Source organism: Stenotrophomonas sp. HITSZ_GD, from assembly GCF_029543105.1.
Classification (GTDB): domain Bacteria; phylum Pseudomonadota; class Gammaproteobacteria; order Xanthomonadales; family Xanthomonadaceae; genus Stenotrophomonas_A.
The window spans coordinates 370,275-393,954 of record NZ_JARQXB010000001.1; the positions used below are offsets into that span (position 1 = coordinate 370,275).

The 23,680-nt window shown below is 71.3% G+C and carries 13 protein-coding genes and 1 pseudogene; 12 read left to right on the forward strand and 2 right to left on the reverse strand.

What is annotated here, in order from left to right:
- Positions 1 to 170: 170 nt before the first annotated feature.
- Genes recC through recD form a run of 3 tightly spaced genes read left to right on the forward strand, consistent with a single transcriptional unit; the run spans position 171 to position 9,132 of the window.
- Positions 171 to 3,542: an exodeoxyribonuclease V subunit gamma gene (recC, locus tag P6166_RS01800; RefSeq protein ID WP_277762816.1), complete on the forward strand. Its 3,372-nt coding sequence runs from the start codon at positions 171 to 173 to the stop codon at positions 3,540 to 3,542.
- Positions 3,539 to 7,213, forward strand: a complete 3,675-nt coding sequence (gene recB, locus P6166_RS01805; RefSeq protein WP_277762817.1) for an exodeoxyribonuclease V subunit beta — start codon at positions 3,539 to 3,541, stop codon at positions 7,211 to 7,213. Before recC ends, recB begins: the two co-directional genes overlap by 4 nt.
- Entirely contained in the window at positions 7,210 to 9,132 is a 1,923-nt protein-coding gene (gene recD, locus P6166_RS01810; protein ID WP_277762818.1) for an exodeoxyribonuclease V subunit alpha, read from the forward strand. Before recB ends, recD begins: the two co-directional genes overlap by 4 nt.
- A 7-nt stretch (positions 9,133 to 9,139) precedes the next feature.
- Here the strand turns inward: recD and P6166_RS01815 are convergent, their stop codons facing one another.
- Positions 9,140 to 9,997: a type II toxin-antitoxin system RelE/ParE family toxin gene (locus tag P6166_RS01815; RefSeq protein ID WP_277762819.1), complete on the reverse strand. Its 858-nt coding sequence runs from the start codon at positions 9,995 to 9,997 to the stop codon at positions 9,140 to 9,142.
- Positions 9,998 to 10,219: 222 nt separating this feature from the next.
- Here P6166_RS01815 and P6166_RS01820 point away from each other — a divergent pair, with 222 nt between their 5' ends.
- The 5 genes and pseudogenes from P6166_RS01820 to P6166_RS01840 all read left to right on the forward strand — a co-directional run.
- Positions 10,220 to 11,590 (forward strand): MFS transporter, encoded by a 1,371-nt coding sequence (locus tag P6166_RS01820; RefSeq protein WP_277762820.1) that lies wholly within the window; start codon positions 10,220 to 10,222, stop codon positions 11,588 to 11,590.
- A 109-nt stretch (positions 11,591 to 11,699) separates the two neighbouring features.
- A complete protein-coding gene (folE, locus tag P6166_RS01825) occupies positions 11,700 to 12,305 on the forward strand; it encodes a GTP cyclohydrolase I FolE (RefSeq protein ID WP_277762821.1) in 606 nt (201 codons plus the stop codon).
- A 28-nt stretch (positions 12,306 to 12,333) separates the two neighbouring features.
- On the forward strand, positions 12,334 to 13,806 hold the full coding sequence (locus P6166_RS01830) for a DUF3375 domain-containing protein (protein WP_277762822.1): 1,473 nt from the start codon (positions 12,334 to 12,336) through the stop codon (positions 13,804 to 13,806).
- Positions 13,793 to 14,491 carry a DUF4194 domain-containing protein gene (locus P6166_RS01835; RefSeq protein WP_277762823.1) on the forward strand — a complete coding sequence of 233 codons (699 nt, stop codon included), beginning with the start codon at positions 13,793 to 13,795 and terminating at the stop codon, positions 14,489 to 14,491. The genes P6166_RS01830 and P6166_RS01835 overlap by 14 nt, the downstream gene beginning before the upstream one ends.
- 91 nt (positions 14,492 to 14,582) lie before the next feature.
- A pseudogene (locus tag P6166_RS01840) lies at positions 14,583 to 17,861 on the forward strand (SbcC/MukB-like Walker B domain-containing protein); the annotation flags it as partial.
- Positions 17,862 to 18,125: 264 nt separating this feature from the next.
- Here the strand turns inward: P6166_RS01840 and P6166_RS01845 are convergent.
- Positions 18,126 to 18,902 carry a sulfite exporter TauE/SafE family protein gene (locus P6166_RS01845; protein WP_277762824.1) on the reverse strand — a complete coding sequence of 259 codons (777 nt, stop codon included), beginning with the start codon at positions 18,900 to 18,902 and terminating at the stop codon, positions 18,126 to 18,128.
- Between the two features lie 108 nt (positions 18,903 to 19,010).
- Here P6166_RS01845 and P6166_RS01850 point away from each other — a divergent pair, with 108 nt between their 5' ends.
- From P6166_RS01850 to P6166_RS01865, 4 genes are all read left to right on the forward strand, one after another.
- Complete coding sequence (locus P6166_RS01850; RefSeq protein WP_277762825.1) at positions 19,011 to 19,412, forward strand: YchJ family metal-binding protein; 402 nt, start codon at positions 19,011 to 19,013, stop codon at positions 19,410 to 19,412.
- Positions 19,413 to 19,511: 99 nt separating this feature from the next.
- Positions 19,512 to 19,703: a hypothetical protein gene (locus tag P6166_RS01855; protein ID WP_277762826.1), complete on the forward strand. Its 192-nt coding sequence runs from the start codon at positions 19,512 to 19,514 to the stop codon at positions 19,701 to 19,703.
- Positions 19,660 to 21,870, forward strand: coding sequence for a lytic murein transglycosylase (locus tag P6166_RS01860; RefSeq protein WP_277762827.1), 2,211 nt, complete (start codon positions 19,660 to 19,662; stop codon positions 21,868 to 21,870). The genes P6166_RS01855 and P6166_RS01860 overlap by 44 nt, the downstream gene beginning before the upstream one ends.
- Positions 21,871 to 21,944: 74 nt before the next feature.
- Positions 21,945 to 23,189 (forward strand): TCR/Tet family MFS transporter, encoded by a 1,245-nt coding sequence (locus tag P6166_RS01865; protein WP_277762828.1) that lies wholly within the window; start codon positions 21,945 to 21,947, stop codon positions 23,187 to 23,189.
- Positions 23,190 to 23,680: the final 491 nt, after the last annotated feature.

Sequence of the window (23,680 nt, forward strand, 5' to 3'; positions counted from 1 at the left end):
GAACTGGACCGTGCAGTATTGTCGCATCCGCTTCCGGCCGGCACAAAGGCCGAAGGCGCATCCAGGCCGAAACACCGTGTCCCTCGTGCGGGCCAATCGCATGTGCCACAGGCAACGGGCACCGACGGCCGGGGCTCGTCCGCTCCTGGCCGCTGGGGCAAGATGACGGGATGACGCTGGCCGTTCCCGACTTCCGCCTGTACCACTCCAACTCGCTGGAAGTCCTCGCCGGATTGCTGGCCGAGCAGCTGCGACGCCCGGCGCCGGGACAATCGCTGCTGGTGCCGGACCTGGTGCTGATCCCGCAGGTGGCGATGCGGCGCTGGCTGCAGGCCTCGCTCGCGGCAGAGCACGGCGTGGCGGCCAACCTCGAATTCCTCACCCCCGGCGAGTTCGTCTCGCGCGCGCTGGACGCCAATGTCGAGGGCGGCGCGGACGATCTGGACGCCGACACCCTGCACTGGCATCTATACGCCGCCCTGCGCGATGCCCGCCTGATGGCGCGCCCGCCGATGCGCGCGCTGGCCGACTATCTCGCCGGCGACGACCCGCTCAAGGCCTGGGCGCTGGCCGCCGAACTGGGCGAGGTGTTCGAGAAGTACCAGGCCTGGCGCCGCGACTGGCTGCTGCGCTGGGAAGCCGGCGCCGATCCGGAAGACCCCCAGGCGATCCTGTGGCGGCGCGTGGCCGAAGGCCACGGTTATCGCGCCCGGCGCATCCACGAGTACCTGGGCCGCTTCGGCGAGGGCGCGGCGGCGCTGCCGCGCGGGTTGCCGCCGCGGCTGTTCGCCTTCGCCACGTTGAACATCTCCCCCGACGTGCTGCGCGTGCTCGCCACCCAGGCGCGGGTCGGCACGCTGCACTTCTATATGCCCAGCCCCACGCGCACCTACTGGGGCGACCTGCAGACCCGCGGCGAGCTGCGCGGCGCGGGCGGGGAAGCGGATGTGGCCGACAACCCCCTGCTGCAGGCCTGGGGCGCGGCGGGACGGGACTTCGCCGCGCTGCTGGGCAGCTACGAGGTCGTCCACCCCACCGGCGATTTCCCCGCCTACGCGGACCCCGAACAAGGCGCGCAGGGTGCGCCCGGCCTGTTGCAGCGCCTGCAGGGCGACCTGTTCCATCGCCGCGCGCTGCCCGCCGCGCCGCCGCGCGCGCAGGTCGACCGGCACGATCCCAGCCTGCAGGTGCACGCCTGCCACACCCGCCTGCGCGAGTTGCAGGTGCTGCAGGACCAGTTGCGCGCACTGCTGGAAGACCCGCGTTTCGATCCGCCGCTGGAACCGCGCCAGATCGCGGTGCTGGCGCCGGACATCGACCCCTACGTGCCTTACCTGGACGCGGTGTTCGGCGGCCACGCCGGCGAAGGCGCCTTGCCCTACGCCCTGGCCGACACCAGCCCGCTGGCGAGCGAGCCGCTCGCCGACGTATTTCTTTCCCTGCTCGCGCTGCCGGTGTCGCGCTTCGGCCTGCACGAGATCCTGGACCTGCTCGCCAGTGCGCCGATCGCCGAGGCCGCCGCGCTGGACGAAGCCGCGCTCGAACGGCTGCGCGAGTGGCTGCACGCCGCCGGTGCCCGCTGGGGCATCGACGCGGCGCACCGCGCCCGGCACCAGGCGCCCGCCGACGACGCGTATACGTGGCGCTTCGCGCTCGATCGCCTGCTGCTGGGCCATGCGTCCGGCGAGGAGCACGACATCGACGGCATCGCGCCGTGGCCGCACCTGGAAGGCAGCGCGCTCGATGCGCTGGACACCTTGCTGCGCCTGTTGCGCGTACTCGAACGCCAGCAGCTGGCGCTGGCCGAACCGATGCCGCCGGCGCTCGCCCGCGAACGCCTGCTCGAATTGCTTGCCGCGCTGGTGCCGGTGAATCCCGCTGCGCCGCGCGCCCAGCGCGCGCTGGAGCGCCTGCGCGGCCTGATCGACGATTTCGCCCGCAGCGCGGAACGTGCCGGCTTCACCGCACCGATGGCGCCGGAAGTGGTGCGCGCGCATTTCGCCGCCGTGCTGGCCCAGGCCGATACCCGCGCCCCGCTGCTGACTGGCGGCATCAGCTTCGGGCGCATGGTGCCAATGCGCCTGCTGCCGTTCCGGGTCATCTGCCTGCTCGGCATGAACGACGGCGACTTCCCGCGCCGCGACCCGGCCGCCGGGCTCAACCGCCTCACCGCCGAGCTCGGCACGCAGCGCCGCCGCATCGGCGACCGGTCCACCCGCGAGGACGACCGCTTCCTGTTCCTGCAGCTGTTTGCCTCCGCGCAGGACGTGTTCTACCTCAGCTATCTCGGCGCCGACCCGCGCGACGGCAGCGCCCGCGAACCTTCCGTGCTGGTCAGCGAACTGCTGGCCAGCGCCGCGCAGGCGCATGCCGATCCGCAGGCCGCCAGGGACGCGCTCATCGTGCGCCACCCGCTGCAACCCTTCGCCGCCACCGCCTTCGGCGCGGCCGAGGAAGGCGCACCCGACCCGCGCCGCTTCAGTTACCGCGCCGCCTGGCGCCCGGCCGTGGACAGCCTGGCCGGGCAACGCGAGCTGCTCGCGCCGTGGGTCGATGCGGACCTTTCCACCGAGGCCCACGCGCCGCCCGACAGCCTCGCCATCGACGACCTGCGCCGGCTCTTCGGCGATCCGGCGGGCCAGTTCCTGCGTCATCGCCTCGGCCTGCGGCTGCCCGCGCCCGGCGAGATCGACCGCGACCTGGAACCGCTGCGCCCGGCCAGTGGCGGCCTGACGCAATACGCCTTGCAGCAGGAAGTGTTCGCCGCCGCGCTCGCCGGCGAGGTGGACGGTCTTTACGAACGCCTGCGCGCGCGCGCGCTGCTGCCGTCCGGGCCTTTGGGCCGTCGTGACCTCGAACAGCAGCTGCACGCACTGCTGCCCTACGTGCAGGCATTCAAGCAGTGGGGCGGCGCCGGCGCGGCGCAGTCGCGGCGGCTGCAGGTGGAGATCGACGGCGTGCCGCTGCATGGCCGCCTGCACGCGTGGTATCCGGCGGGCGTCGGCCGGGTGAACCTGGGCCCGCTCACCGGGCGCGCGGCCATCCGCCACGGCCTGGAATGGTTGCTGCTGCGCGCGGCCGGCGAACAGGCGCCTTTCCAGCGCTTCTTCGAGGGCGAGGAAGGCGTGGGGCCGCACCCGATGGATATCGAGCCGCTGCCGCCGGCGCAGGCGCGCGCCGCCCTTTCGCAGCTGCTCGCGCTGTACCGCCGGGGCGTGCAGGTGCCGCTGGCTTTCGCGCCTTACACCAGTTGGAAGTACTACCGCGCCGCGCGCACGGGCGACTACGACAAGGCGATTCGCGAGGCCGCCGCCCAATGGCAGGGTAACCACGGCTGGGGCGAATCTTCCGGTGCCGCCATCGCGCTGGTGAACCGTGGCCGCGATCCGTTCGCCGACGTGCACGACTTCATCGACTTCGCCGATACCAGCCACCGCCTCTACGCCCTGCTGGAAACCGGCCACTCCGGCGCGCCGGTGGACCCGGCCGAGCTGGCCGAGCGCTGGCGCGCCTGGCGCGGCACGCAGGAGGACGCCGAGTGAGCGCGCCCGCCACCCGCGATCCCTATCTCGATCTGCCCTTGGCCGGCGTGCAGCTGATCGAGGCCAGCGCCGGTACCGGCAAGACCTTCACTCTGGCCACGCTCTTCACCCGGCTCGTGGTCGAGCGCGGGTTGCGCATCGGCCAGATCCTGTCGGTGACCTTCACCGAGGCCGCCACCCAGGAGCTGCGCCGCCGCATCCGCGAGCGGCTGGTGCTGGCGCTGCAACTGGTCCCGGACGAGGCGACCGTTGCGGACCTGCCCGACGCGCCCGACGCGCGGCTGACCGCCGAGCTGCTGCGCGCGCATCTGGCCCAAGGGACCGAGGCACCGTCGCGCCTTCGCCGGCGGCTGCAACAGGCGGTCGAGGAGATCGACCTGGCCGCGATCTTCACCATCCATGGGTTCTGCGCCCGCGTGCTGCGCGAATACGCACTGGAAAGCGGGCAGGTCCTGGCCGCGCCGGAACTGCTGCCCAATGACCGCGAGCTCCTCGCCGAAGCCGCCGCCGACCTGTGGCGTGCCCGTGCGGTGGATCCGGCAATGGCCGAAGACCTTATTTCGCTGTGGCCGGGCGGGCCGGATGCGCTGGCGCGCGACCTCGCCGACCTGGTGCGCCACCCGGCGCTGCTGCCCGCAGAGCCCGCACCGCAGGCCGATGCCGATGGCGTCGCGCTCGTGCAGGCGTCGCTCGACGCCGCCGCCGCGCTGGGCGCATCGTTCCGTGCGCACGGCACCGCGTTCTTCGAAGCCGTGTTCGCCGCCATCGAAGGCGGCGTGCTCAGCAAGGTGAGCTACAAGGCCGATTGGCTCACCTCGTTGTGGCACTGGTTCGAGGGCTTCGCCGCCATGCCGCCCGGCAGCGCGCCGCCGCCGCATCCCAAGCTGGCCAAGCTCGTCGTGGACGAATTGGCGCGCGGTACCAACAAGAATTCCGCCGGGCGCACCCCCGCCTCGCCGCTGAGCCACGAGATCGACGGCTACCTCGCCGCGCGGGCGCGTATCGAGGAATGGCGCGGACGCCGCCGCATCCGCCTGTTGCACGCCCTGCGCCGGGACGCCATCGCGCGGCTGGCGCTGCTCAAGCGCCAGCGCCGGGTGCAGACCTATGACGACCTCGTCGAAGGCGTGGCGCAAGCGCTGCAAGGGCCGCAGGGCGCCACGCTGGCGCAGCGCCTGCGGGCGCAGTACGCCATCGCGCTGGTCGACGAATTCCAGGACACCGACCCTCGCCAGTGGACGATCTTCTCCAACGTGTTCGGCGAGGGGCCGTTGGCGCGCGAGGCCGGGCTCGTGCCGGCGCTGCTGCTGATCGGTGATCCCAAGCAGGCCATCTACGGTTTCCGCGGCGGCGACGTGCGGACCTACCTCGCCGCCGCCGGCACCGCCGTGCGCGCGCCGCCGCTGGCGCACAACTTCCGCTCGCGGCCCGGCCTGCTCGCGGCAATCGATGCGATGTACGCGCAGGCCGGCTACGAGGCGGCCTTCGTCACCGAGGGCATCGCCTTCCAGCCGGTCCAGGCGGGTACGCAGCGCGCCGACGCCGACCTGCAACGCGATGGCGCGCCCGCGCCGGCATTGACGCTCTGGCAGGCACCGGAGCCCACCGCCTTCGACAGCAAGGGCAAGCCCAAGCCTTTCAACGCCGGACCTGCGGCGGACCTGTGCACGGCGGCGTGCGTGGCGGCCATCCACGGCTGGCTCGCCGCCGCGCGTGCCGGCACCGCCACGGTCGGCGACCGCACCGTGCAGGCCGGCGATATCGCTGTGCTGGTGCGCGACCACCGGCAGGCCAGCCGCATCCAGCAGGCGCTGGGCGCGGCGGGAATTCCCGCCGTCGCCGCCGGCCGCCGCAGCCTGTTCGCCACCGCCGAGGCCCACGAACTGCTCGCGCTGCTGCAGGCGCTGCTCGATCCGGGCGACGACGCGCGGCTGCGCGCCGCGCTGGCCACCGTGCTGGTGGGCGAGGACGCCGCGGCGATCGCCGCGCTGGAACACGACGGCGAACGCCATCGCCGCTGGCAGCAGCGCGCGCTGGACTGGCGCGAGCGCTGGCAACGCGGCGGGCCGCTGGCGCTGGTGGGGGACATCGGCGCCGAACAAGGCCCCCGCCTGCTGGCGCTGCTGGACGGCGAGCGCCGCCTCACCAACTACCTGCAGCTGGCCGAGCTGCTGCAGGAAGCCGATGCGCGCGCGCTGGGCCCGCATGGCCTGGTCGACTGGCTGGCGCGCCGCATCGCCAATGCCGACGATGGCGACGAAGCCCAGCAGCTGCGCCTGGAATCGGATGCGCACCGCGTGCAGATCGTCACCCTGCACAAGAGCAAGGGCCTGGAATATCCGCTGGTGTTCCTGCCCTACGTGGGCATCGGCCGCCGCGCCGCGGGCCCGGGCAACTACTGCATCGTCCCCGGCCAGGACGCACACCGCGTGCTGCACTGGAATGTCGGCAAGGACGATCCGGACTGGAGCGCCGCCGAGGCCGCCTGGCGCGAGGAACAACGCGCCGAGGACGCGCGCCTGCTCTATGTCGGCCTTACCCGCGCCGAGCATGCCTTGTGGATTGCGACCGGCTGCTTCCACGGCCACGAGCGCACCGCCTTGCGCGGCATGGTGGCCGACGTTGGCGCCCTGCAGGCCGCCACCGGTAACGGCGTAATCGCCATCGACCGCACGCCGCCGCCGGCCGCCTTGCCGCGCCTGCCCGCCGCCGAGGAGCGCCAGGTGCCGCCCGCGCGCGTGCCGCAGCGGGCCGTGGCCCCGGACTGGTGGGTCTACAGCTTCACCCAGCTGGCCAATGCCGATGCCGGCCTCGCCCACGACCCGATGGCCAGCGCCACGGTGGAAAGCACGGGCGGCGGCGACGAGCCGCCCGCCACCGACACGCCAGTGGCACCGGTCGAGTCCGAACCGTTCGACCCGCGCTTTGCCGGCAACCGCTTTGGTGTGGTGATGCACGAAGTGCTGGAAGCCTGCGACTTCGCCGCGTGGCGCGAATGGAAGCCCGGCCAGCCCGCGCCGGCGGGCGAAGCCGCGGTGATCCTGCAGTGCCTGCAACGCGGCGGCTACGCGCAGGACGCATGGGCCGATGGCGTGGCCATGCTCACGATGCTGGTGGGCCAGACGCTGACGGTGCGCCTGCCCGAGGGGAGCCCCCTGGCCAGCGTGCCGGCGACGGCGCGGCGCAACGAAATGGAGTTCCACTTCGCGATGCGCCCGACCCGGGTGGACGCGCTGCTGGGCCTGTTGCATCGCCACGGCCTGCTGCCCGCGCGCCAGGCCTTCGGCGCGCGGCACCGGCTGGAAGGCCTGATGACCGGCCTGATCGACCTGACCTACCAGCACGAGGGCCGCTGGTACGTGCTGGATTACAAATCCAACCGGCTGCCGGCCTACGACCCCGCCTCGATGGACGCGGCCATGGCGCACAGCGAGTACGACCTGCAGGCGCTGATCTACACCGTGGCCTTGCATCGCTGGCTGCGCTTCCGGCTGGGCGAGGACTACGACTACGCGCGCGATTTCGGCGGCGTGCGCTACCTGTTCTGCCGCGGCCTGGACGCCACGCGCGATCCCTCGCCCGGCGTGCGTGCCTGGCGCTTCGATCCCCGGCTGGTGGAAGGCATCGACGCCTTGTTCGCCGGGCAGGCCCTGCCGGAGGCCCTCGCATGAGCCTGCTCGACGCCCTGTATCGCGCCGGCGCACTGCGCACGCTGGACCTGTCGCTGGCGCAGACCCTGCAACGGCATGCGCCCGATACCGACGAGGCCACGCTAGCCGGCGCGGCGCTGGCGTCGTTGGCGGTGGCCAGCGGCCATGCCGGGTTCGATCCGGCGCGCGCAAGCGTGCTGGTCGAGACCCGCGAGGGCTCGCCGCCCCCGTTGCCCGAACCGCAGGCATGGGCGCGCGCGCTGGCCGCCTCTTCCTGGGTAGCGCAACCCGACGCGGACGAAGCCGCCGCCGCGGATCGGCCGCTGGTGCTGGAAGCGGGCCTGCTCTACCTGCGCCGCTATCGCGAGTACGAGCGTCTGCTGGCGGCCGGCCTGCGCCGCATCGCCGCGCAACCGATGCCGTCCCTGGACGCGGGCGGCCTGGCGCCGCTGTTCGCGCAGCTTTTCCCCGCCGCGGCCACGGGTAGCGACCGGCAGGCGTTGGCCGCCGCGCTGGCGCTGCGGCGTGCGCTGTTGCTGGTTACCGGCGGGCCCGGTACCGGCAAGACCACCACCATCGCGCGCCTGTTGTTGCTGCGCATCGCGCAGGCGCTGGCCGCCGGCGCCGCCGTGCCGCGCGTGGCGCTGGCGGCCCCCACCGGCCGCGCCGCCGAGCGCATGGCCGAAAGCCTGCGCGCCGCCGTGGCGCAGGCGGTGGCCGAAGGAATCGATCCCGCCGTCGCCGCGGCCTTGCCGGCCGGGGCCAGCACGCTGCACCGCCTGCTCGGGGTCATTCCCGGCCTGCCGCGGTTCCGCCACGATGCCGACAACCCGTTGCCGTTCGACCTGGTGGTGGTCGACGAAGCCTCGATGGTGGACCTGCCGCTGATGTGCAAGCTGGTGGAAGCCGTGGCCGACGGCGCGCAGCTGATCCTGCTGGGCGACGCCGACCAGCTGCCCTCGGTGGAAGCGGGCGACGTGCTCGCGGCCATCCTGCAAGCCACCGGCCCCGGCGATGCGCCGGAACCGCAGGATGCCCGCGCGCTGGCGCCGTTGATTGGCGGCGGTGCCGAAGCGCCGCCGGGCGAGGCGGGTGGCCTGGCCGGGCATCGCGTGCACCTGCTGCGCGGCTACCGCCAGGCCGAAGGGTTTGCCCTCGCACCGCTGGCCGACGCCGTGCGTACCGGCGACGCCGACACGGCACTGGCCTGGTTGCGAGGCGGCACGCTGGAGGGCGTGCAATTCCACGAGGACGTGGACGACCCCCTGCAGGCGCACGGCGACGCCTTGCTCTCGCACTGGCGCGCACTGGCCACCGCGGCCGACCCCGCGCAGGCGCTGCGCGAGGCCGGGCGCCTGCGCCTGCTCACCGCGGTGCGCGCCGGCCCGCAGGGCGCACGCACGCTCAATGCGCGCATCGAACAGCTGCTGGCCGAGAGCGGCTCGGGCGCGCGTCGCCTGGGCGGCGCCTCGCCGTGGTTCCAGGGCCGGCTGCTGCTAGTCACCGAGAACAGCTATCGCCACGGCCTGTTCAATGGCGATGTCGGCATCTGCCTGCGCGATGCCCAGGGCACGCTGGTGGCGTGGTTCGCCGGCGAAGGCGACGCGCCGGTACGCGGCTTCCATCCCGCCGCGCTGCCGGCGCACGAAAGCGCGTTCGCGATGACCGTACACAAGGCGCAGGGTTCGGAGTTCGACGAGGTGTGGCTGCAGCTGCCGGCCCGCGAGGCTCGCGTGCTCAGCCGCGAGCTGGTCTACACCGGGCTCACCCGCGCGCGCCGCCGGCTGCACCTGGCCGGCAGCGAGGCGGTGCTGCGCACCGCGCTGGCCCGGCACGCACAGCGGATTTCCGGCCTGGCGTGGCGGCTGGGCGCGCCGGCGCCCGCCGCGCCGGTGGACACCGCGCCCGCCTCGCCGCCGGAGCAGGGCACCTTGTTCTAGGCCGTCGTCAGCGGTACGGGCCAGGGCCGCGCCACACGATCTCGCCCTGCTTGTAGACCTGGATCATGTTGATGACCTCGCGGCCATCGCCGATGGACTGCATTTCCGGCGAGCCGGGGTCGAGCAGGCGGCACTTGCCCGAGCCGCGCCGGATGGCGATGTCCAGCTCGCACACCATGCGATAGGAGGTGCCCGGCAGCGGGATCGCCAGTTCCTTCATGCCCTGCGCCTTCCAGGTCCGCAGCAGGGTCTCGCTGCGCAGGTCGTAGTACACCTGGTAGCCACCCACTTCCATGCTGGGAGGGCCGCCGGCCTCGTTGCCGCGGCCTTGCGAATAGCCGGGGCCGCTCTCCATGCCCTGGTTGTCCGGCGCGGTGTCCTGCGGCGCCCACCCGGGCGGATGGCCCGTCCAGGCCTGGGTGCGCCGCGGCGCGGGCGGGCTGGCCGCCGGGCGGCGCGTCAGCCGCGACCAGTCGTCGTCCGACGGGCTGGGCTGCGGCGGTTGCGGCATCTCGCGTTGCGGCTCCGGCTCGGGTGGGGCTTCCGGCGGCACCGGGTCGGCCGAAGTGGCGACCAGCGTCGTGCGCACCTGCGAGGTCGCCCGGCGCTTGCGCACGGGCGCGGCCGGCGGTGGCGGACTGGGGGGGGCTGGCTGGGTCTCGCGCGGCTCGCCGAGGAAATCCACCTTCATGCGGCTGCCACCGCTGGCGCCCTGGGGCGTGGTCACCGTGGGCTTGGAGGAGAACAGCAGCACCAGCAGCAGCAACACGTGCAGCAGCGCGCTGATGAGCGCGGCGATCCACGGTTGCAGGCGGTCGATCCTGGGCTCGGTGCGGCCCTCGGCGCGCTGCGGTGCCTTGCTCATGCCCAAGGGGATGCGTCGAGGTGGCAGGCCTTCATGGGACAGCGGCATGGCGTGCGGCAGTGGGGAGCGGCATCGTAGCGCGTATGCGGCTGCGCGCGTTTGGCAGGCGCTGCCCGAATCCGCGCCGCGGCGGTGCGCGGCGGCCCGTGCCCGAGGTGAGCGGGGTGCACACGGGCGGGCACCTATACTCCCGGGCAGGTCCATCGAAAAGGTTTGCCCTGAATGAGCGCTTCCCCCTCGTCACCGCTCGCCACCGACAGCCCGGCGCCCGGCGCGCTGCGCCGGTCCATCTCCAACACGCTGAAGGGCTCGGCCGGCAACCTCGTCGAGTGGTACGACGTCTACGTCTATTCGGTGTTCGCCAGCTACTTCGAGTCGCAGTTCTTCTCCAAGGAGGACAAGAACGCCACCTTGTACGTGTGGGCGATCTTCGCCGTGACGTTCCTGATGCGCCCGATCGGCGCCTGGTACTTCGGCCGCTTCGCCGACCGCTACGGCCGCCGGCTGGCGCTGACGGTATCGGTGTCGCTGATGGCCGCCTGCTCGTTCGTGGTGGCGATCACCCCGACGGTGGCGAGCATCGGCGCGGCCGCGGCGGCCATCCTGCTGCTGGCGCGGCTGGTGCAGGGCTTCGCCACCGGTGGTGAGTACGGCACCAGCGCCACCTACATGTCCGAGGCGGCGATCACCGGGCGGCGCGGTTTCCTCTCCTCCTTCCACTACGTCACCCTGGTGGGTGGCCACGTCATCGCCCAGGCGGTGCTGCTGGTGATGCTGCACCTCGTGGACAAGCAGCACATCTCCGAATGGGGCTGGCGCGTGGCCTTCGCCCTCGGCGGCGTCGGCGCACTGGTGGTGTTCTGGCTGCGCCGCACGATGGACGAGTCGCTGGGCTCGGAATCCATCGCCGCGGCCAAGGAAGGCAAGGCGCGCGCCTCCGGCTCGCTGCATGAGCTGTTCGTCAACCAGTGGCGCCCGCTGCTGCTGTGCTTCCTGATCACCGCCGGCGGCACCATCGCCTTCTACACCTACTCGGTGACCGGCCCGAAGATGATCCAGACCGCCTTCGCCGGCGACGACGTGATGGCAGGCACGTGGATCAACCTGGCCGCGCTGATCGTGCTGATGTTGATGCAGCCGGTGGGCGGCTGGCTGTCGGACATCATCGGCCGCAAGACGTTGCTGGTGTTCTTCGGCATCGGCGGCGTGCTCTACACCTGGTACCTGGTGCTCTACCTGCCCCAGCAGACCGACTGGCGAGTGGCGTTCGCCATACTGACCATCGGCTTCGTGATCCTCACCGGCTACACGTCGATCAACGCGGTGGTGAAAGCCGAGCTGTTCCCCACCCACGTGCGCGCGCTGGGCGTGGGCCTGGGCTACGCGCTGGCGAACTCGGCCTTCGGCGGTACCGCGCCGCTGCTCTACCAGGCCGCGCTGCATTCGGACCGCGTCAACGACTTCGTGATCTACGCCACGGCCGTCATCGCGGTGTCCCTGTTCGTCTACATCTTCTTCCTGACCAACAAAGGCTCCAACTGGCTGGACCACGAGGACGTCATGCACCAGCGGCACGGCACCGGTCGCCGCTGACACCGGCCCGCGCGGCCGGCGCGCCCCCGGGCGGGGGTGCGCCGGCCGGGTAGGGGCGCAACCCCCTCCTCGGGTACCATGCATGCCCCGTCACGGGCGCTCCGTACCCATGTCCGCTTCCAAGAACACCCCCCCTTCCGATGTCACCCAGGCCCAGGCCGAAGACGCCGTGCGCACCCTGCTGCGCTGGGCTGGCGAGGACCCGGCCCGCGAAGGCCTGCTCGACACCCCGCGCCGCGTGGCCGAGGCCTACGGCGACTGGTTCAGCGGCTACCGCGACGATCCGCGCGAGTACCTGGCCCGCACCTTCGAGGAAGTGGCCGGCTACGACGAGCTGATCGTGCTGCGCGATATCGAATACGAAAGCCATTGCGAGCACCACATGGCGCCGATCATCGGCAAGGTCCACGTCGGCTACCTGCCGGACGGCAAGGTGGTGGGCATCAGCAAGCTGGCGCGCGTGGTGGAAACCTACGCCCGCCGCTTCCAGGTGCAGGAGAAGATGACCGCGCAGATCGCCCAGTGCATCCAGGACGTGCTGGGCCCGCGTGGCGTGGGCGTGGTGGTGGAGGGCGCGCACGAGTGCATGACCACCCGCGGCATCCACAAGCGCGGCGTGAGCATGGTGACCTCCAAGATGCTGGGTACCTTCCGCGAGGACGCGCGCACCCGCGCCGAGTTCCTGCGCTTCATCGAGGTCGGCGGCAAGCGCTGAGGCCGCCGCACGCGCACCGCCGCCCTGCATGAAGCATCGTGAACGGATCGCCGCCTACCGGCAGCTGCGCGAACGCCCGCTGTGGAAGCTGCTGGCGGCCGACCATGCGCCGGAACTGATCGGCCTGTTGCAAGGCCTGCTGCTCGACCACGAGCGGCGGCTGCCTTCGGCCGTGCTGCACGAACGCCTGCAGCGCCAGCTCGACGCGCTGCGCGCCGACGAGCTGTCGCGCGAGCTGCCACGCACCGCGCAGGCCTATGTCGCCCACTGGCTGGCCCAGGGCTGGCTGGAGCGCCGGCTGCCGGAAGGCGCGGAGGAAGAGGAATACGAACTCTCCCGCGCCGCCGCCCAGGCGATCCGCTTCATCGCCGGGCAGGGCGATGGCCAGGCCGGCCGCGCGACCGAGAGCCGCCTGTCGCTGGTGATCCAGCAACTCGTGCAGCTGGCCGGGCAGACCGAGTCGGATCCCGATGCCCGCCTGGCGGCCCTGCAGGCCGAGCGCGCACGGCTGGACGAGGAGATCGCCCGCGTGCAGGCCGGCCAGCTCGCCGCGCTGGACGGCAAGCGCGCGCTGGAACGCACTCGCGACCTGATCCACCTGACCGACGAACTGGCCGAGGACTTCCACCGCGTCCGCGACGACTTCGAGCGGCTCAACCGCGAATTCCGCGAGCGCATCATCGACGACGAAGGCGCGCGCGGCGACGTGCTCGAACGCCTGTTCGAGGGCGTGGACGTCATCGCCGACAGCGAGGCCGGCCGCAGCTTCCAGGCGTTCTGGAACCTGCTCAACGATCACGAGCAAAGTGGCCGCCTGGACGAGGCGCTCGACGCCCTGCTGGCGCGCGGCTTCGCCCGCCGGCTGGCGCGCGGCGAACGCGCCTTCCTGCGCGGGCTCACCGCCACGCTGCTCGAACGCGGTGGCGAGGTGCACGCGGTGATGCAGCACTTCGCCCGCAGCTTGCGCGGCTTCGTGCAGAGCCGCGGCTACCTGGAACAACGCCGCCTGCACCAGTTGCTGCGGCAGGCGCAGGGCGAAGCGCTGCAGCTGCGCGAGCGGCTGCATGCCACCACGCAGACCGGATACACGCTGCCCTTGAGCGGCAGCCGCCTGCGCTCGCTGGCGCAGTGGCGGCTGCACGACCCGCGCAGCGTGCGCGTGGACGGGCGCGTGCATGCGGCCGAGGTGGCGGCGATTTCGCTGGAAAGCGTCGGCGACCTGGTGGCGCAATCGGAGATCGACGTGCGCGGCCTGCGCCGCGACCTGCACGAACTGCTGGGCGAGCACCGGCGCCTGAGCATTGGCGATGCGCTGCGCCACCGCCCGGCGGCGCAGGGCCTGGGCACCGTGATTGGCTACCTGTCGCTGGGCACGCGGCATGGCGTGCTCAGCGAAAACGAATGGGAAATCGTGGCGTGGCAGGGCGGGGACGGACGCGCGCGGCGCGCGCGCATCCCGCTGGTGCGCTTCGTCCAGGAGAAACGAGATGAACTGGTCTGAAGACCTCGACGCGGAAGACCGCGAACACCAGGCATTGCGGCTCGGCGAAGCCGCCAGCGCCGCCGGCAAGCCGCTGTTCCTGGGCGACACCGGCACGCTGCCGTTCGCCGCCCGACGTGCGCTGTGCCAGCTGTTGGCCGGCCCCAGCGTGGACGCCCAACGCCATGGCGCACTGTGGCCGGCCCTGCTGCGCCACGAGGAGGACATCCGCCGCGTGCTGTGCGAGCTGTTCCTGGAACTGGTGCTCGACCGCGAAGGCGGCGTGGCCTTCACCCGCCAGGCCGACACCGCCGAGCTGGAATCGCCCACGCTGCTGCGCGCCGCGCCGCTGACCTTCATCGAGTCCGCGCTGCTGCTGCACCTGCGCCAGCGCCTGGCCGAGGCCGATACCCGCGGCGAGCGCGCCGTAGTGGAGGAAGCGCAGCTGGTGGAGGCGATGTCCGTCTACGAGCGCCATGTGTCCACCGACCGCGCCGGCTATGCGCGCCGCGTGCTGACCGCCATCGCCAAGATGCGCGACAACCAGCTGCTGGCGCGCTTGCGCGGCAGCGAGGACCGTTACGAGGTTTCGCCGGTGCTGAAGCTGTTGTTCTCCGCAGAGGAAGTGCAGGCGCTGTCCCAGGCCTACCGTGAACTACGCGAAGGCCACGCCGGCCTGAGCATCGTCGCGGCCGACGAGGAGTGAGCCGATGAACCAGCTGACCGGCACGCCTGTGCTGCAACCTCGCGGCCTGTTCCACGACGCCACGCTGGACCCGCGTGCGCGCCAGTTCCGCATGCGCCGCCTGCAAGTGCACAACTGGGGCACGTTCAGTGGCTTGACCGACGTGCCGATCGCCGAGCGCGGCTTCCTGTTCGTCGGCCGCTCCGGCTCGGGCAAGTCCACGCTGCTCGATGCGATGTCGGCGATGCTGACCCCGCCGAGCATCGTGGACTTCAACGCCGCCGCGCGCGAGGCCGAGCGCAGCGGGCGCGACCGCAATCTGGTCTCCTATGTGCGCGGCGCCTGGGCCGACCAGCAGGACAGCAACTCCGGCGAGATCGCCACCCAGTACCTGCGCACCGGTGCCACGTGGACCGCGCTGGCGCTGGAGTACCACAACGCGCTGGGCGAGGTGGTCAGCCTGGTCCGGCTGTTCTGGATCGCCGGCAGCGGCAACGCGGCGGCGGACGTGCGCCGGCATTACCTGGTGGCGCGGCGGCCGTTCGACATCGCCCGCGAACTGGATGGATTCGACCTGGACCTGCGCCGCCTGCGCGCGCGGCTCGGCGATGACGTGCAGCACTTCGACAGCTTCGCCGGCTATGCCGAACATTTCCGCGAGCTGCTGGGCATCGGCAACGAGATGGCGCTGCGCCTGCTGCACAAGACGCAGTCGGCCAAGAACCTGGGCGACCTCAACGCGTTCCTGCGCGGCTTCATGCTCGACGAGCCCCGCACGTTCGAGGCGGCCGACCGGCTGGTGGAGGATTTCGCCGAGCTCGACGGCGCGCACCAGGCGGTGGTGACCGCGCGGCGGCAGGTCGAGACCCTGGCCCCGGCACGCGAACACCATGCCGCGCTGATGGCCCTGCGTCGCAGCGTGGGCGAACTGCGCGAGCTGCAACTGGGCGTGGATGCCTACCGCGAGCAGCGCCGCGCCGAGCTGTTGCAGGCACGGCGGCTGGAGCTGGATACGCAGGACCGCGGGCTCGCCGGCGAGGAAGGCCAGCGCCGCGAAGCCCTGGACAACCACGAGGAAAAGCTTGCCGGGCTGGAGCGCGAGCAGCGTGCGCAGGGCGGCGAGCAGATCGAGGCGCTGGAGCGCGAGCGTATCCGCATCGAGCGCGAGCGCGACGAGCGCTCGCGCCGGCGCAGCCAGATCGAGCAGGCGTGCCGCCAGCTCGGCACTGGCCTGGCCGGCAGCGCGACGGGTTTCGCGGAACAGGTCGCGCATGCGCGCGAACTGCTGGCCGGCAACCGCGAACAGGCCGGCTCGGTGGACGAAGCGATCGCCGAGCGCATGGCCGAACGGCGCGAGGACGAGCGCCGCTTCGCCGCCATCCGCGCCGAGATCGAAGCGCTGAAGAAGGCACCTTCCAGCATTCCCGCGCCGATGCAGGCACTGCGCGCCCGCCTGTGCGAGGACACCGGCCTGAGCGAGGCGGCGTTGCCGTTCGTGGGCGAGCTGCTGCAGGTACGCGAGGACCAGATCGCCTGGCGTGGTGCCATCGAGCGCGTATTGCATGGTTTCGCGCAATCGCTGCTGGTGGACGAACGCCACCACGCGCAAGTGGCCGATTGGGTCAACCGCACCCACCTCGGTACCCGGCTGGTGTACTTCCGCGTGCGCCGCAACGACGGCCTGCAGGCGCGCGAGGCGCATCCGCGCAGCTTGCCGGGCAAGCTGTTGCTGCGCGATCACGCCTATGCCGACTGGCTGCGCCACGAGCTGGCGCGGCGCTTCGACTACGACTGCGTGGACAACGCCACGGCGTTGCGCAATGCCGACAAGGCGATCACCCGCGAGGGGCAGGTCAAGCACCCTGGCGATCGCTACGAAAAGGACGACCGCCACGCCGTCGGCGACCGCAAGCGTTGGCTGCTGGGCTACGACAACCGCGACAAGCTCAAGGTGTTCGAGCGCGAAGGCCAGCAACTGGCCCAGCGCATCGCCGCCTGCGACGCCGATGTCGCCGCGTTGCGCGCGCAGCGCGAACAGGGGCAAGAGCGCACGCTCGCCGCGCATACGCTGGTGGAGCGGGACTGGGAGGAGATCGACGTCGCCCCGAAGCTGCAGCGGCTGGCGGATATCGACGCGCAGTTGCGCCAGCTGCGCGAGGGCGACACCGGCCTGCGCGCGCTCGGCCAGGCACTGGAACACGCGCGCGGCCTGCGCGACCAGGCCCGCCGCACCTACGAGGACGTGCGCCTGGAGCGCGCGCAGCTGGCCCGCGAGCGCGCGCGCCTGGAACACCTGCAGCAGGCCAGCCAGGGGCGCGGGCCGGGCTCGCTGACGCCCACCCAGTTGCAGGGCCTGCAGCAGCGGCTGGCCGAACTGCCGCCCCTGAGCCTGGACAACCTGGAAGCCCACTTCCGTGTCGTGGAGCGCGGGCTGGCCGAGCAACTTGCCGAAAGCCAGGGCCGCGACAGCCGGTTGAGCCAGTTGCTGGTCGACTGCTTCCGCAAGTATTGCCAGCAGTGGCCGGAGGACAGCGGCGACTTCACGGTGAGCGTGGCCAGCGCCGACGACTTCCTCGCCCGCCTGGACCGGCTGGAGAGCGATGGCCTGCCGCGCCACGAGAACCGCTTCTTCGAGCTGCTGCAGACGCAGAGCAAGAACAACCTGCTCGCCTTGCAGCGCCACGCCGCCGAGGCGCACAAGGGTATCCGCCAGCGCATGGACGAGGTCAATGCCAGCCTGGAGCAGGTGCCGTTCAACCGCGACACCGTGCTGACCATCGAAGTCAGCGACCGGCGCCTGCCGGAGGTGCAGGAGTTCCAGCAGCAGCTGCGCTCGGTGCTGGCGCAACAGCAGACCGAAGACCGTGCGATGGCCGAGGCGCAGTTCGATACGCTGCGCGGCCTGGTTGCGCGCTTGGGCGCCGACGACGGCGAACAGCGCCGCTGGCGCGAACAGGTGCTGGACGTGCGGCTGCACGTGGAGTTCATCGGCGTGGAGCTGGATGCACGCACGCGCGCGCAGGTGGAGATCTACCGCAGCGGCGCGGGCAAGTCCGGCGGGCAGCGGCAGAAGCTGGCCACCACCTGCCTGGCCGCGGCGCTGCGCTACCAGCTCGGCGGCGAGGACGGCGAGCTGCCGCGCTACTGCGCGGTGGTGCTGGACGAGGCGTTCGACAAGGCCGACAACGAATTCACCGCGTTGGCGATGAACATCTTCGAGAACTTCGGCTTCCAGATGATCGTGGCCACGCCGCTGAAATCGGTGATGACGCTGGAGCCGTTCATCGGCGGGGCCTGCTTCGTGGAGATCAGCGGGCGGCATACCTCCGGTGTGTTGCTGGTCGAATACGACGACGAGGCCCACCGGCTGAAGCTGCCCGAGCGCGCGCGGGCCGGCGCGCGCGAGGTGGAGGAGCACGCGCCGCCACTGGCCGCCAACGCTGTGGAATTGCCGGGTGACACGCCGGCCGCGCGCAAGGCCGCGAGCGTGCCGAAGCCCAAGCCGGCAGCGGCGAAGAAGGCGAAGGCGGCCAAGCCCGCGAAGGCCAAGGTCGCGAAGAAGACCGCGAAGAAGCCCGCGACGCCCGCCAAGGCGACGAAGCCCAACGTAGCGAAGCCCAAACGCTGAGGGCAGCGGGCGCCGGTGGCGCCCTGCTCAGCCGCGCAGGGTGTCCCAGCCCATGCGGGCGATCAGCACCACCACCAGTACCAGGAACAGCTGGCGGATCAACGGCGTGCCGCCGCGCAGCGCCAGCCGCGTGCCGGTGAACGCGCCGGCCACGTTCGCCGCCGCCATCGGGATGGCGGCGGCAAGCAGGATCTTTCCGCTCGGCAGGAAGAACGCCAGCGCCGCGACGTTCGTTGCCAGATTCACGACCTTGGAAGCGGCTGAGGCACGCAGGAAATCCAGCCCGAAGAAACGGATGAACAGGAAGATCAGGAAGCTGCCGGTCCCCGGGCCGAAGAAGCCATCGTAGAAGCCGATGGCCGCGCCCATCGCCAGCGCCATCGCCAGTTCCCTGCGGCCGATCGCGCGCGGGCGGTGCAGGGCGCCGAAATCCTTCTTCACCAACGTATAGGCCAGCATCGCCAGCAGCAGCACCAGGATCAGCGGGCGGACCGCCTCGCGCGGCAGCAGGCTCACCGCGGTGGCGCCGAGGAAGGAGAACGCGAAGGCGGTGGCGGCGGCATACAGCACGGGCCGCCACGGGAAGCGCACGTTGCGCGCGTAGCGCCAGGTCGCCATGCCGGTGCCGAACATCGAACTGAACTTGTTGGTGCCCAACAGCACCGCCGGTACTTCGCGCGGCAGCGTGGCGAACAGGCCGGGCAGCTGGATCAACCCGCCGCCGCCGACGGCGGCATCGACCAGGCCGGCGGCGAATGCGATGCACAGCAGCCAGGGCAGTTCAGGAGGCAGGACGTCGAGCACGATGCGAAGGGTGAAGGCGAGGGCGCGCCAGCATACGCGCTGTGCCGCGGGCTGCCCATGCGCCCGGCAAGGGGTGCACGGGCCGCGTGCAAACCGCACAATCGGGCCATGAATGCCGCGCGCCGCCCGACCCTCGAACCCTGTCCCTGCGGCCGCCCGCTGGCTTACGCCGCCTGTTGCGGGCGCTACCATGCAGGCGAACCCGCGCCGGACGCCGAATCGCTGATGCGCTCGCGCTATAGCGCTTATGTGCGCTGCGATGCGGATTATTTGCTGCGCACCTGGCATGCATCCACGCGCCCGGCTGAGCTGTCGCTGGAAGCGCCGGCCGGCGCCCGAACGGTGTGGCTGGGGCTGGACGTGCAGCGTGCCGCGTCGACCGGCCCGGACACCGCCGAGGTCGAATTCCGCGCGCGTTACCGGGTCGGTGGCGGCAGCGCGGTGCGCATGTCCGAACACAGCCGCTTCGTCCGCGAGGAGGGCCAGTGGTACTACCTGGACGCGGTGTGAGCCGGGCCGGCGTGACGGCGATCTGCACGCCGCGTTCGCGCGCGCTGGCTATGCTGGGCCCCGGGATAGGCAGGGCCGTGGTTCGGCAAAGGGACGGCGATGGGCAACCTCAGTCTCTGGTTATGGATGTTGATCGCGGTGGCGGTATTCGGCGTGCTGGTGCCGGGTGCCTTGGCGGCCTGGATGATTCGGCGCCCCCCCGGTGGCTCGGCCGCGCGGCGGATGGTGGTCGGGCCGGAGCGGGCCGATGAACTGGCGCGGCGTCCGGAGGTTTTCCGCGATCTGGCGTGAAGTGGGCTGGGCCGGGCGGCTCGGCCTGGTCGCCGGCCTGGCGTTAGCGCTACCGGCCTCGGCCGCGGGCGATGCCACCTGGGCGCGCTGCCTGTCGACGCTGCGGGCGGGCGCGCAGGCTCAGGGCATTACCCTCGACGTCTTCGACCAGCACATGGCCGGCGTGCAGGCCGACCCCAGCGTGCTGGCCTTGCTGGATGCCCAACCCGAATTCACCACGCCGCTCTGGGACTACCTCGCCGCGTTGGTCGACGACGAGCGGGTGGCGGATGGCAAGGCGTTCCTCGCGCGCTACCGGGGATTGCTCGACGGCATCGCCGCGCAGTATGGAGTGGACGCGGAAACCGTCGTGGCCGTGTGGGGCGTGGAAAGCGATTACGGCCGGGTGACGGGAAAACGACCGCTTCTGGTGTCGCTGGCCACGTTGTCGTGCGAAGGGCGACGCCAGCCGTTCTTCCGCGGCGAGCTGTTCGCCCTGTTGCAGCTGTTGCAGGACGGCGACCTGGCGGTGGCACCCACCGGCTCATGGGCGGGCGCCTTCGGGCAGACGCAGTTCATGCCCACGACGTATCGCCGCATCGCGGTGGATGGCGACGGCGATGGCCGCCGCGATTTGGTCGGCAGCGTGCCCGATGCGTTGGCATCCACCGCCAACTACCTGGCCCGCGCCGGCTGGCGCACGGGCGAGCCGTGGGGCGAGGAGGTGGTCGTTCCCGAGGGTGCCGATACCTCACGAACCGGACGCACGCAGCGGCGCCCATTGCGCGAGTGGCGGGCGCTGGGCGTGCGCGGCGTGGAGGGCCGGGCCTCGCGCCTGCCGCAGCTTGCCGACGACACCCCTGCCGCGCTGCTGCTGCCTACGGGCGCGCAAGGCCCGGCGTTCCTCGTCTTCGCCAATTACGATGCGATCTACGCCTATAACGCCGCGGAGAGCTATGCGCTGGCGATCGCCCTGCTGTCGGACCGACTGCGGGGCGGTACGGGGCTGGCCACCGCTTGGCCGACGCCGGATCCGGCACTGGATCGCGCGGGCCGCCGCGCGCTGCAGCGCCTGCTGATCGCCCGCGGGCACGCACTCGGCACCCCCGATGGCATGCTGGGCAATGCCACCCGCCGCGCCATCCAGGCCGAACAACAGCGGCTCGGCCTGCAGCCGGCCGATGGCCGCGCCGGCCAGTCCATCCTCGCCGCGCTGCGGGCGGAGATGCCGGCACCGGCGGTATTGAAGGGCACCGCGTTCCGGCTGCCGGCGGCGTACCCGCGCTTCGTCCAATCTCCCCTCGTGAGCAAGCAAAAAGCCATGAAAGACGTTCCCGGCCTGAGTACAGGCGATTTCCACGGCTTCCCCTCGCTGCTGGTCACCACGCCGCATTCCACGGCGGCGATCAGCCTGTTTGGCGGCCAGCTGCTGTCCTTCGTGCCGGCAGGGCAGGAGGACGTGATGTGGCTGTCGCCACGGGTGAAACCGGCCCCTACGCCAATCCGCGGCGGCACGCCGGTGTGCTGGCCGTATTTCGGGCGGCAGGACCAGACGGACGATGTTCCCGCGCACGGCTTCGTGCGTACGCTGCCGTGGCAACTGCTCGATGCGTCTCGCGAACCCGACGGCACGCTCGTGCTGCACCTGGCGCCGCCGGTACTGGAGGATCTCGCGCTGCGGCTGCGCATGACGCTGCGCATCGGCCGCACGCTGGAGCAGACGCTGGAAACGCAGAACGTGAGCGGCGAAACCGTGCGCTTCACCCAGGCGCTGCACAACTACTTCCACGTGGGCGATGCGCTGCAGGTCAGCGCCGAGGGCGTGGACGGGCTGGACTACGTGGACAAGTTCGAGAACTACGCCGTGACCCGCCGGCAGCAGGGCGACTGGAACCTGCGCGACCCGCGCGACCCTGGCCGCAGCGACCGCATCTACCTCCAGGCGGGCGGGCAGTACAGCCTGGTCGATCCGGTCCTGCGGCGGCGCATCGACCTGCGTACCGAAGGCAGCCAGACCCTGGTGGCCTGGAACCCGGGCGAAGCGGGCGCGGCCAAGATGGACGATGTGCGCGAAGGCTGGCGCCAGTACGTGTGCCTGGAGGCCGCGAATGCGGGGCCGGACGTGATCGAGCTGGCGCCGGGCGCACGCCATGTGCTGCGCCAGACCATCGGCACCCGGCCACTCTGAGTTTGCCCGCTGCCGCGCTGCCGAAACGGTGGCGCGGCGCTTACACTGCCGCCTTCCGTCCCCGGGCCTGCTGCATGACCGCCTCGTTTCCGGTTGAAGGGCCGCGTCGCGCGGCGATGATCTTCATTTTCATCACCGTGCTGATCGACGTGTTGTCGTTCGGTGTGGTGATCCCCGTGTTGCCCGATCTGGTGCGGCAATTCACCGGCGGCGACTACGCCGATGCCGCGCACTGGATCGGGTGGTTCGGCTTCCTGTTCGCGGCGATCCAGTTCTTCTGCTCGCCGGTGCAGGGGGCGTTGTCGGATCGCTACGGACGGCGCTTCGTGATCCTGCTCTCGTGCTTCGGCCTGGGCATGGATTTCCTGCTGATGGCCGTGGCCCACACCCTGCCGCTATTGCTGCTGGCGCGGGTGTGCTCGGGCGTGTTCTCGGCGAGCTTTTCCACCGCCAACGCCTACATCGCCGACGTCACCGCGCCGGAGAAACGCGCGCAGGCCTACGGCATGCTCGGTGCCGCCTTCGGTATTGGCTTCGTGGCCGGGCCGCTGATCGGCGGCTGGCTGGGCAGCTTCGGATTGCGCTGGCCGTTCTGGTTCGCCGCCGCGCTCTCGTTGAGCAATTTCCTCTATGGCTGGTTCGTCCTGCCCGAATCCCTGCCGCCGCAACGGCGTAGCGCGCGCGTGGACTGGCGTCATGCCAATCCGTTCGGCGCGTTGAAGCTGCTGCGCAGCTATCCCTCGGTACTCGGACTGGCCGCAGTGATCTTCCTGGCCAATCTCGCCCATTACGTCTACCCCAGCATCTTCGTACTGTTCGCCGGGTACCGGTATGGCTGGGGTCCGCGGGAAGTGAGCTGGGTGCTGGCGTTGGTGGGCGTGTGCAGCATCATCGTCAACGCCCTGCTGGTGGGGCGCATCGTGGCGTGGATGGGCGAGCGGCGCGCGCTTCTGTTCGGCCTGGGCTGCGGCGTGGTGGGCTTCGTGATCTACGGCATGGCGGGTAGCGGGCGTGCGTTCCTGATCGGCGTGCCGATCAGCGCGCTGTGGGCGGTCGCGGGGCCCGCCGCGCAGGCGCTGATCACGCGGCGCGTAGGTGCCGACGTGCAAGGACGGATCCAGGGCGCGTTGATGAGCTTGATCAGCCTGGCAGGCGTCTTCGGGCCGCTACTGTTTGCCAATGTGTTCGCGTGGTTCATCGGCGAGGATGCGCCGCTGCACGTGCCGGGTGCGCCGTGGTTGCTCGCGGGCCTGCTGCTGGCATCTGGTGCGGTTCTGGCGTGGTGGCGCGCGGTGCCGCCCGAGCGCGCCGCGGCCTGAGCGCGCGGCGTGCGCGCAGGCATGTGCGCGCGTATTGCACGCGAGCGATGACAATCACAAGAGTTGACGCACCGCGTTGCATCGCTAAACTGCGCCACCTCGTCAACGACAACGCTTCGGCGGAAAACGCGGACGACGCCAGCATCGCTTCACAGGGTGTTGACGGAATGAAAAAGCCGGCTAAGATGTGCGGCTCGCTTCGACGAAATGATCTTCGGATCGCGCAGACGAAGCGGTCAACTTCCTCGGAAACGAGATGTTGACGAAACAAAAAAGTCCGCTATGATGGCGGGCTCGCTTCAGGGAAAGCCTTCGGGTGCTGAAGCGGTCAACGGCTCGAAACGAGGTGTTGACGGCAAGAAAAAGTCCGCTATAATGGGCGGCTCGCTTGGACGGAAACGTCGGATAGCGAAGAGGGAAAGGCGCTGAGGCCGGCCCCGAAGTTCTTTGACAGTGTGCGCAGGTAATTTGTGCGGACGCCTGCAGGAAGG

Coding starts and splice junctions, on each gene's coding strand:
- recC (WP_277762816.1), top strand. CDS start 171: ATGACGCTGGCCGTTCCCGACTTCCGCCTGTACCACTCCAACTCGCTG.
- recD (WP_277762818.1), top strand. CDS start 7,210: ATGAGCCTGCTCGACGCCCTGTATCGCGCCGGCGCACTGCGCACGCTG.
- P6166_RS01815 (WP_277762819.1), bottom strand. CDS start 9,997: ATGAGCAAGGCACCGCAGCGCGCCGAGGGCCGCACCGAGCCCAGGATC.
- P6166_RS01820 (WP_277762820.1), top strand. CDS start 10,220: ATGAGCGCTTCCCCCTCGTCACCGCTCGCCACCGACAGCCCGGCGCCC.
- folE (WP_277762821.1), top strand. CDS start 11,700: ATGTCCGCTTCCAAGAACACCCCCCCTTCCGATGTCACCCAGGCCCAG.
- P6166_RS01830 (WP_277762822.1), top strand. CDS start 12,334: ATGAAGCATCGTGAACGGATCGCCGCCTACCGGCAGCTGCGCGAACGC.
- P6166_RS01835 (WP_277762823.1), top strand. CDS start 13,793: ATGAACTGGTCTGAAGACCTCGACGCGGAAGACCGCGAACACCAGGCA.
- P6166_RS01850 (WP_277762825.1), top strand. CDS start 19,011: ATGAATGCCGCGCGCCGCCCGACCCTCGAACCCTGTCCCTGCGGCCGC.
- P6166_RS01855 (WP_277762826.1), top strand. CDS start 19,512: ATGGGCAACCTCAGTCTCTGGTTATGGATGTTGATCGCGGTGGCGGTA.
- P6166_RS01860 (WP_277762827.1), top strand. CDS start 19,660: ATGAACTGGCGCGGCGTCCGGAGGTTTTCCGCGATCTGGCGTGAAGTG.
- P6166_RS01865 (WP_277762828.1), top strand. CDS start 21,945: ATGACCGCCTCGTTTCCGGTTGAAGGGCCGCGTCGCGCGGCGATGATC.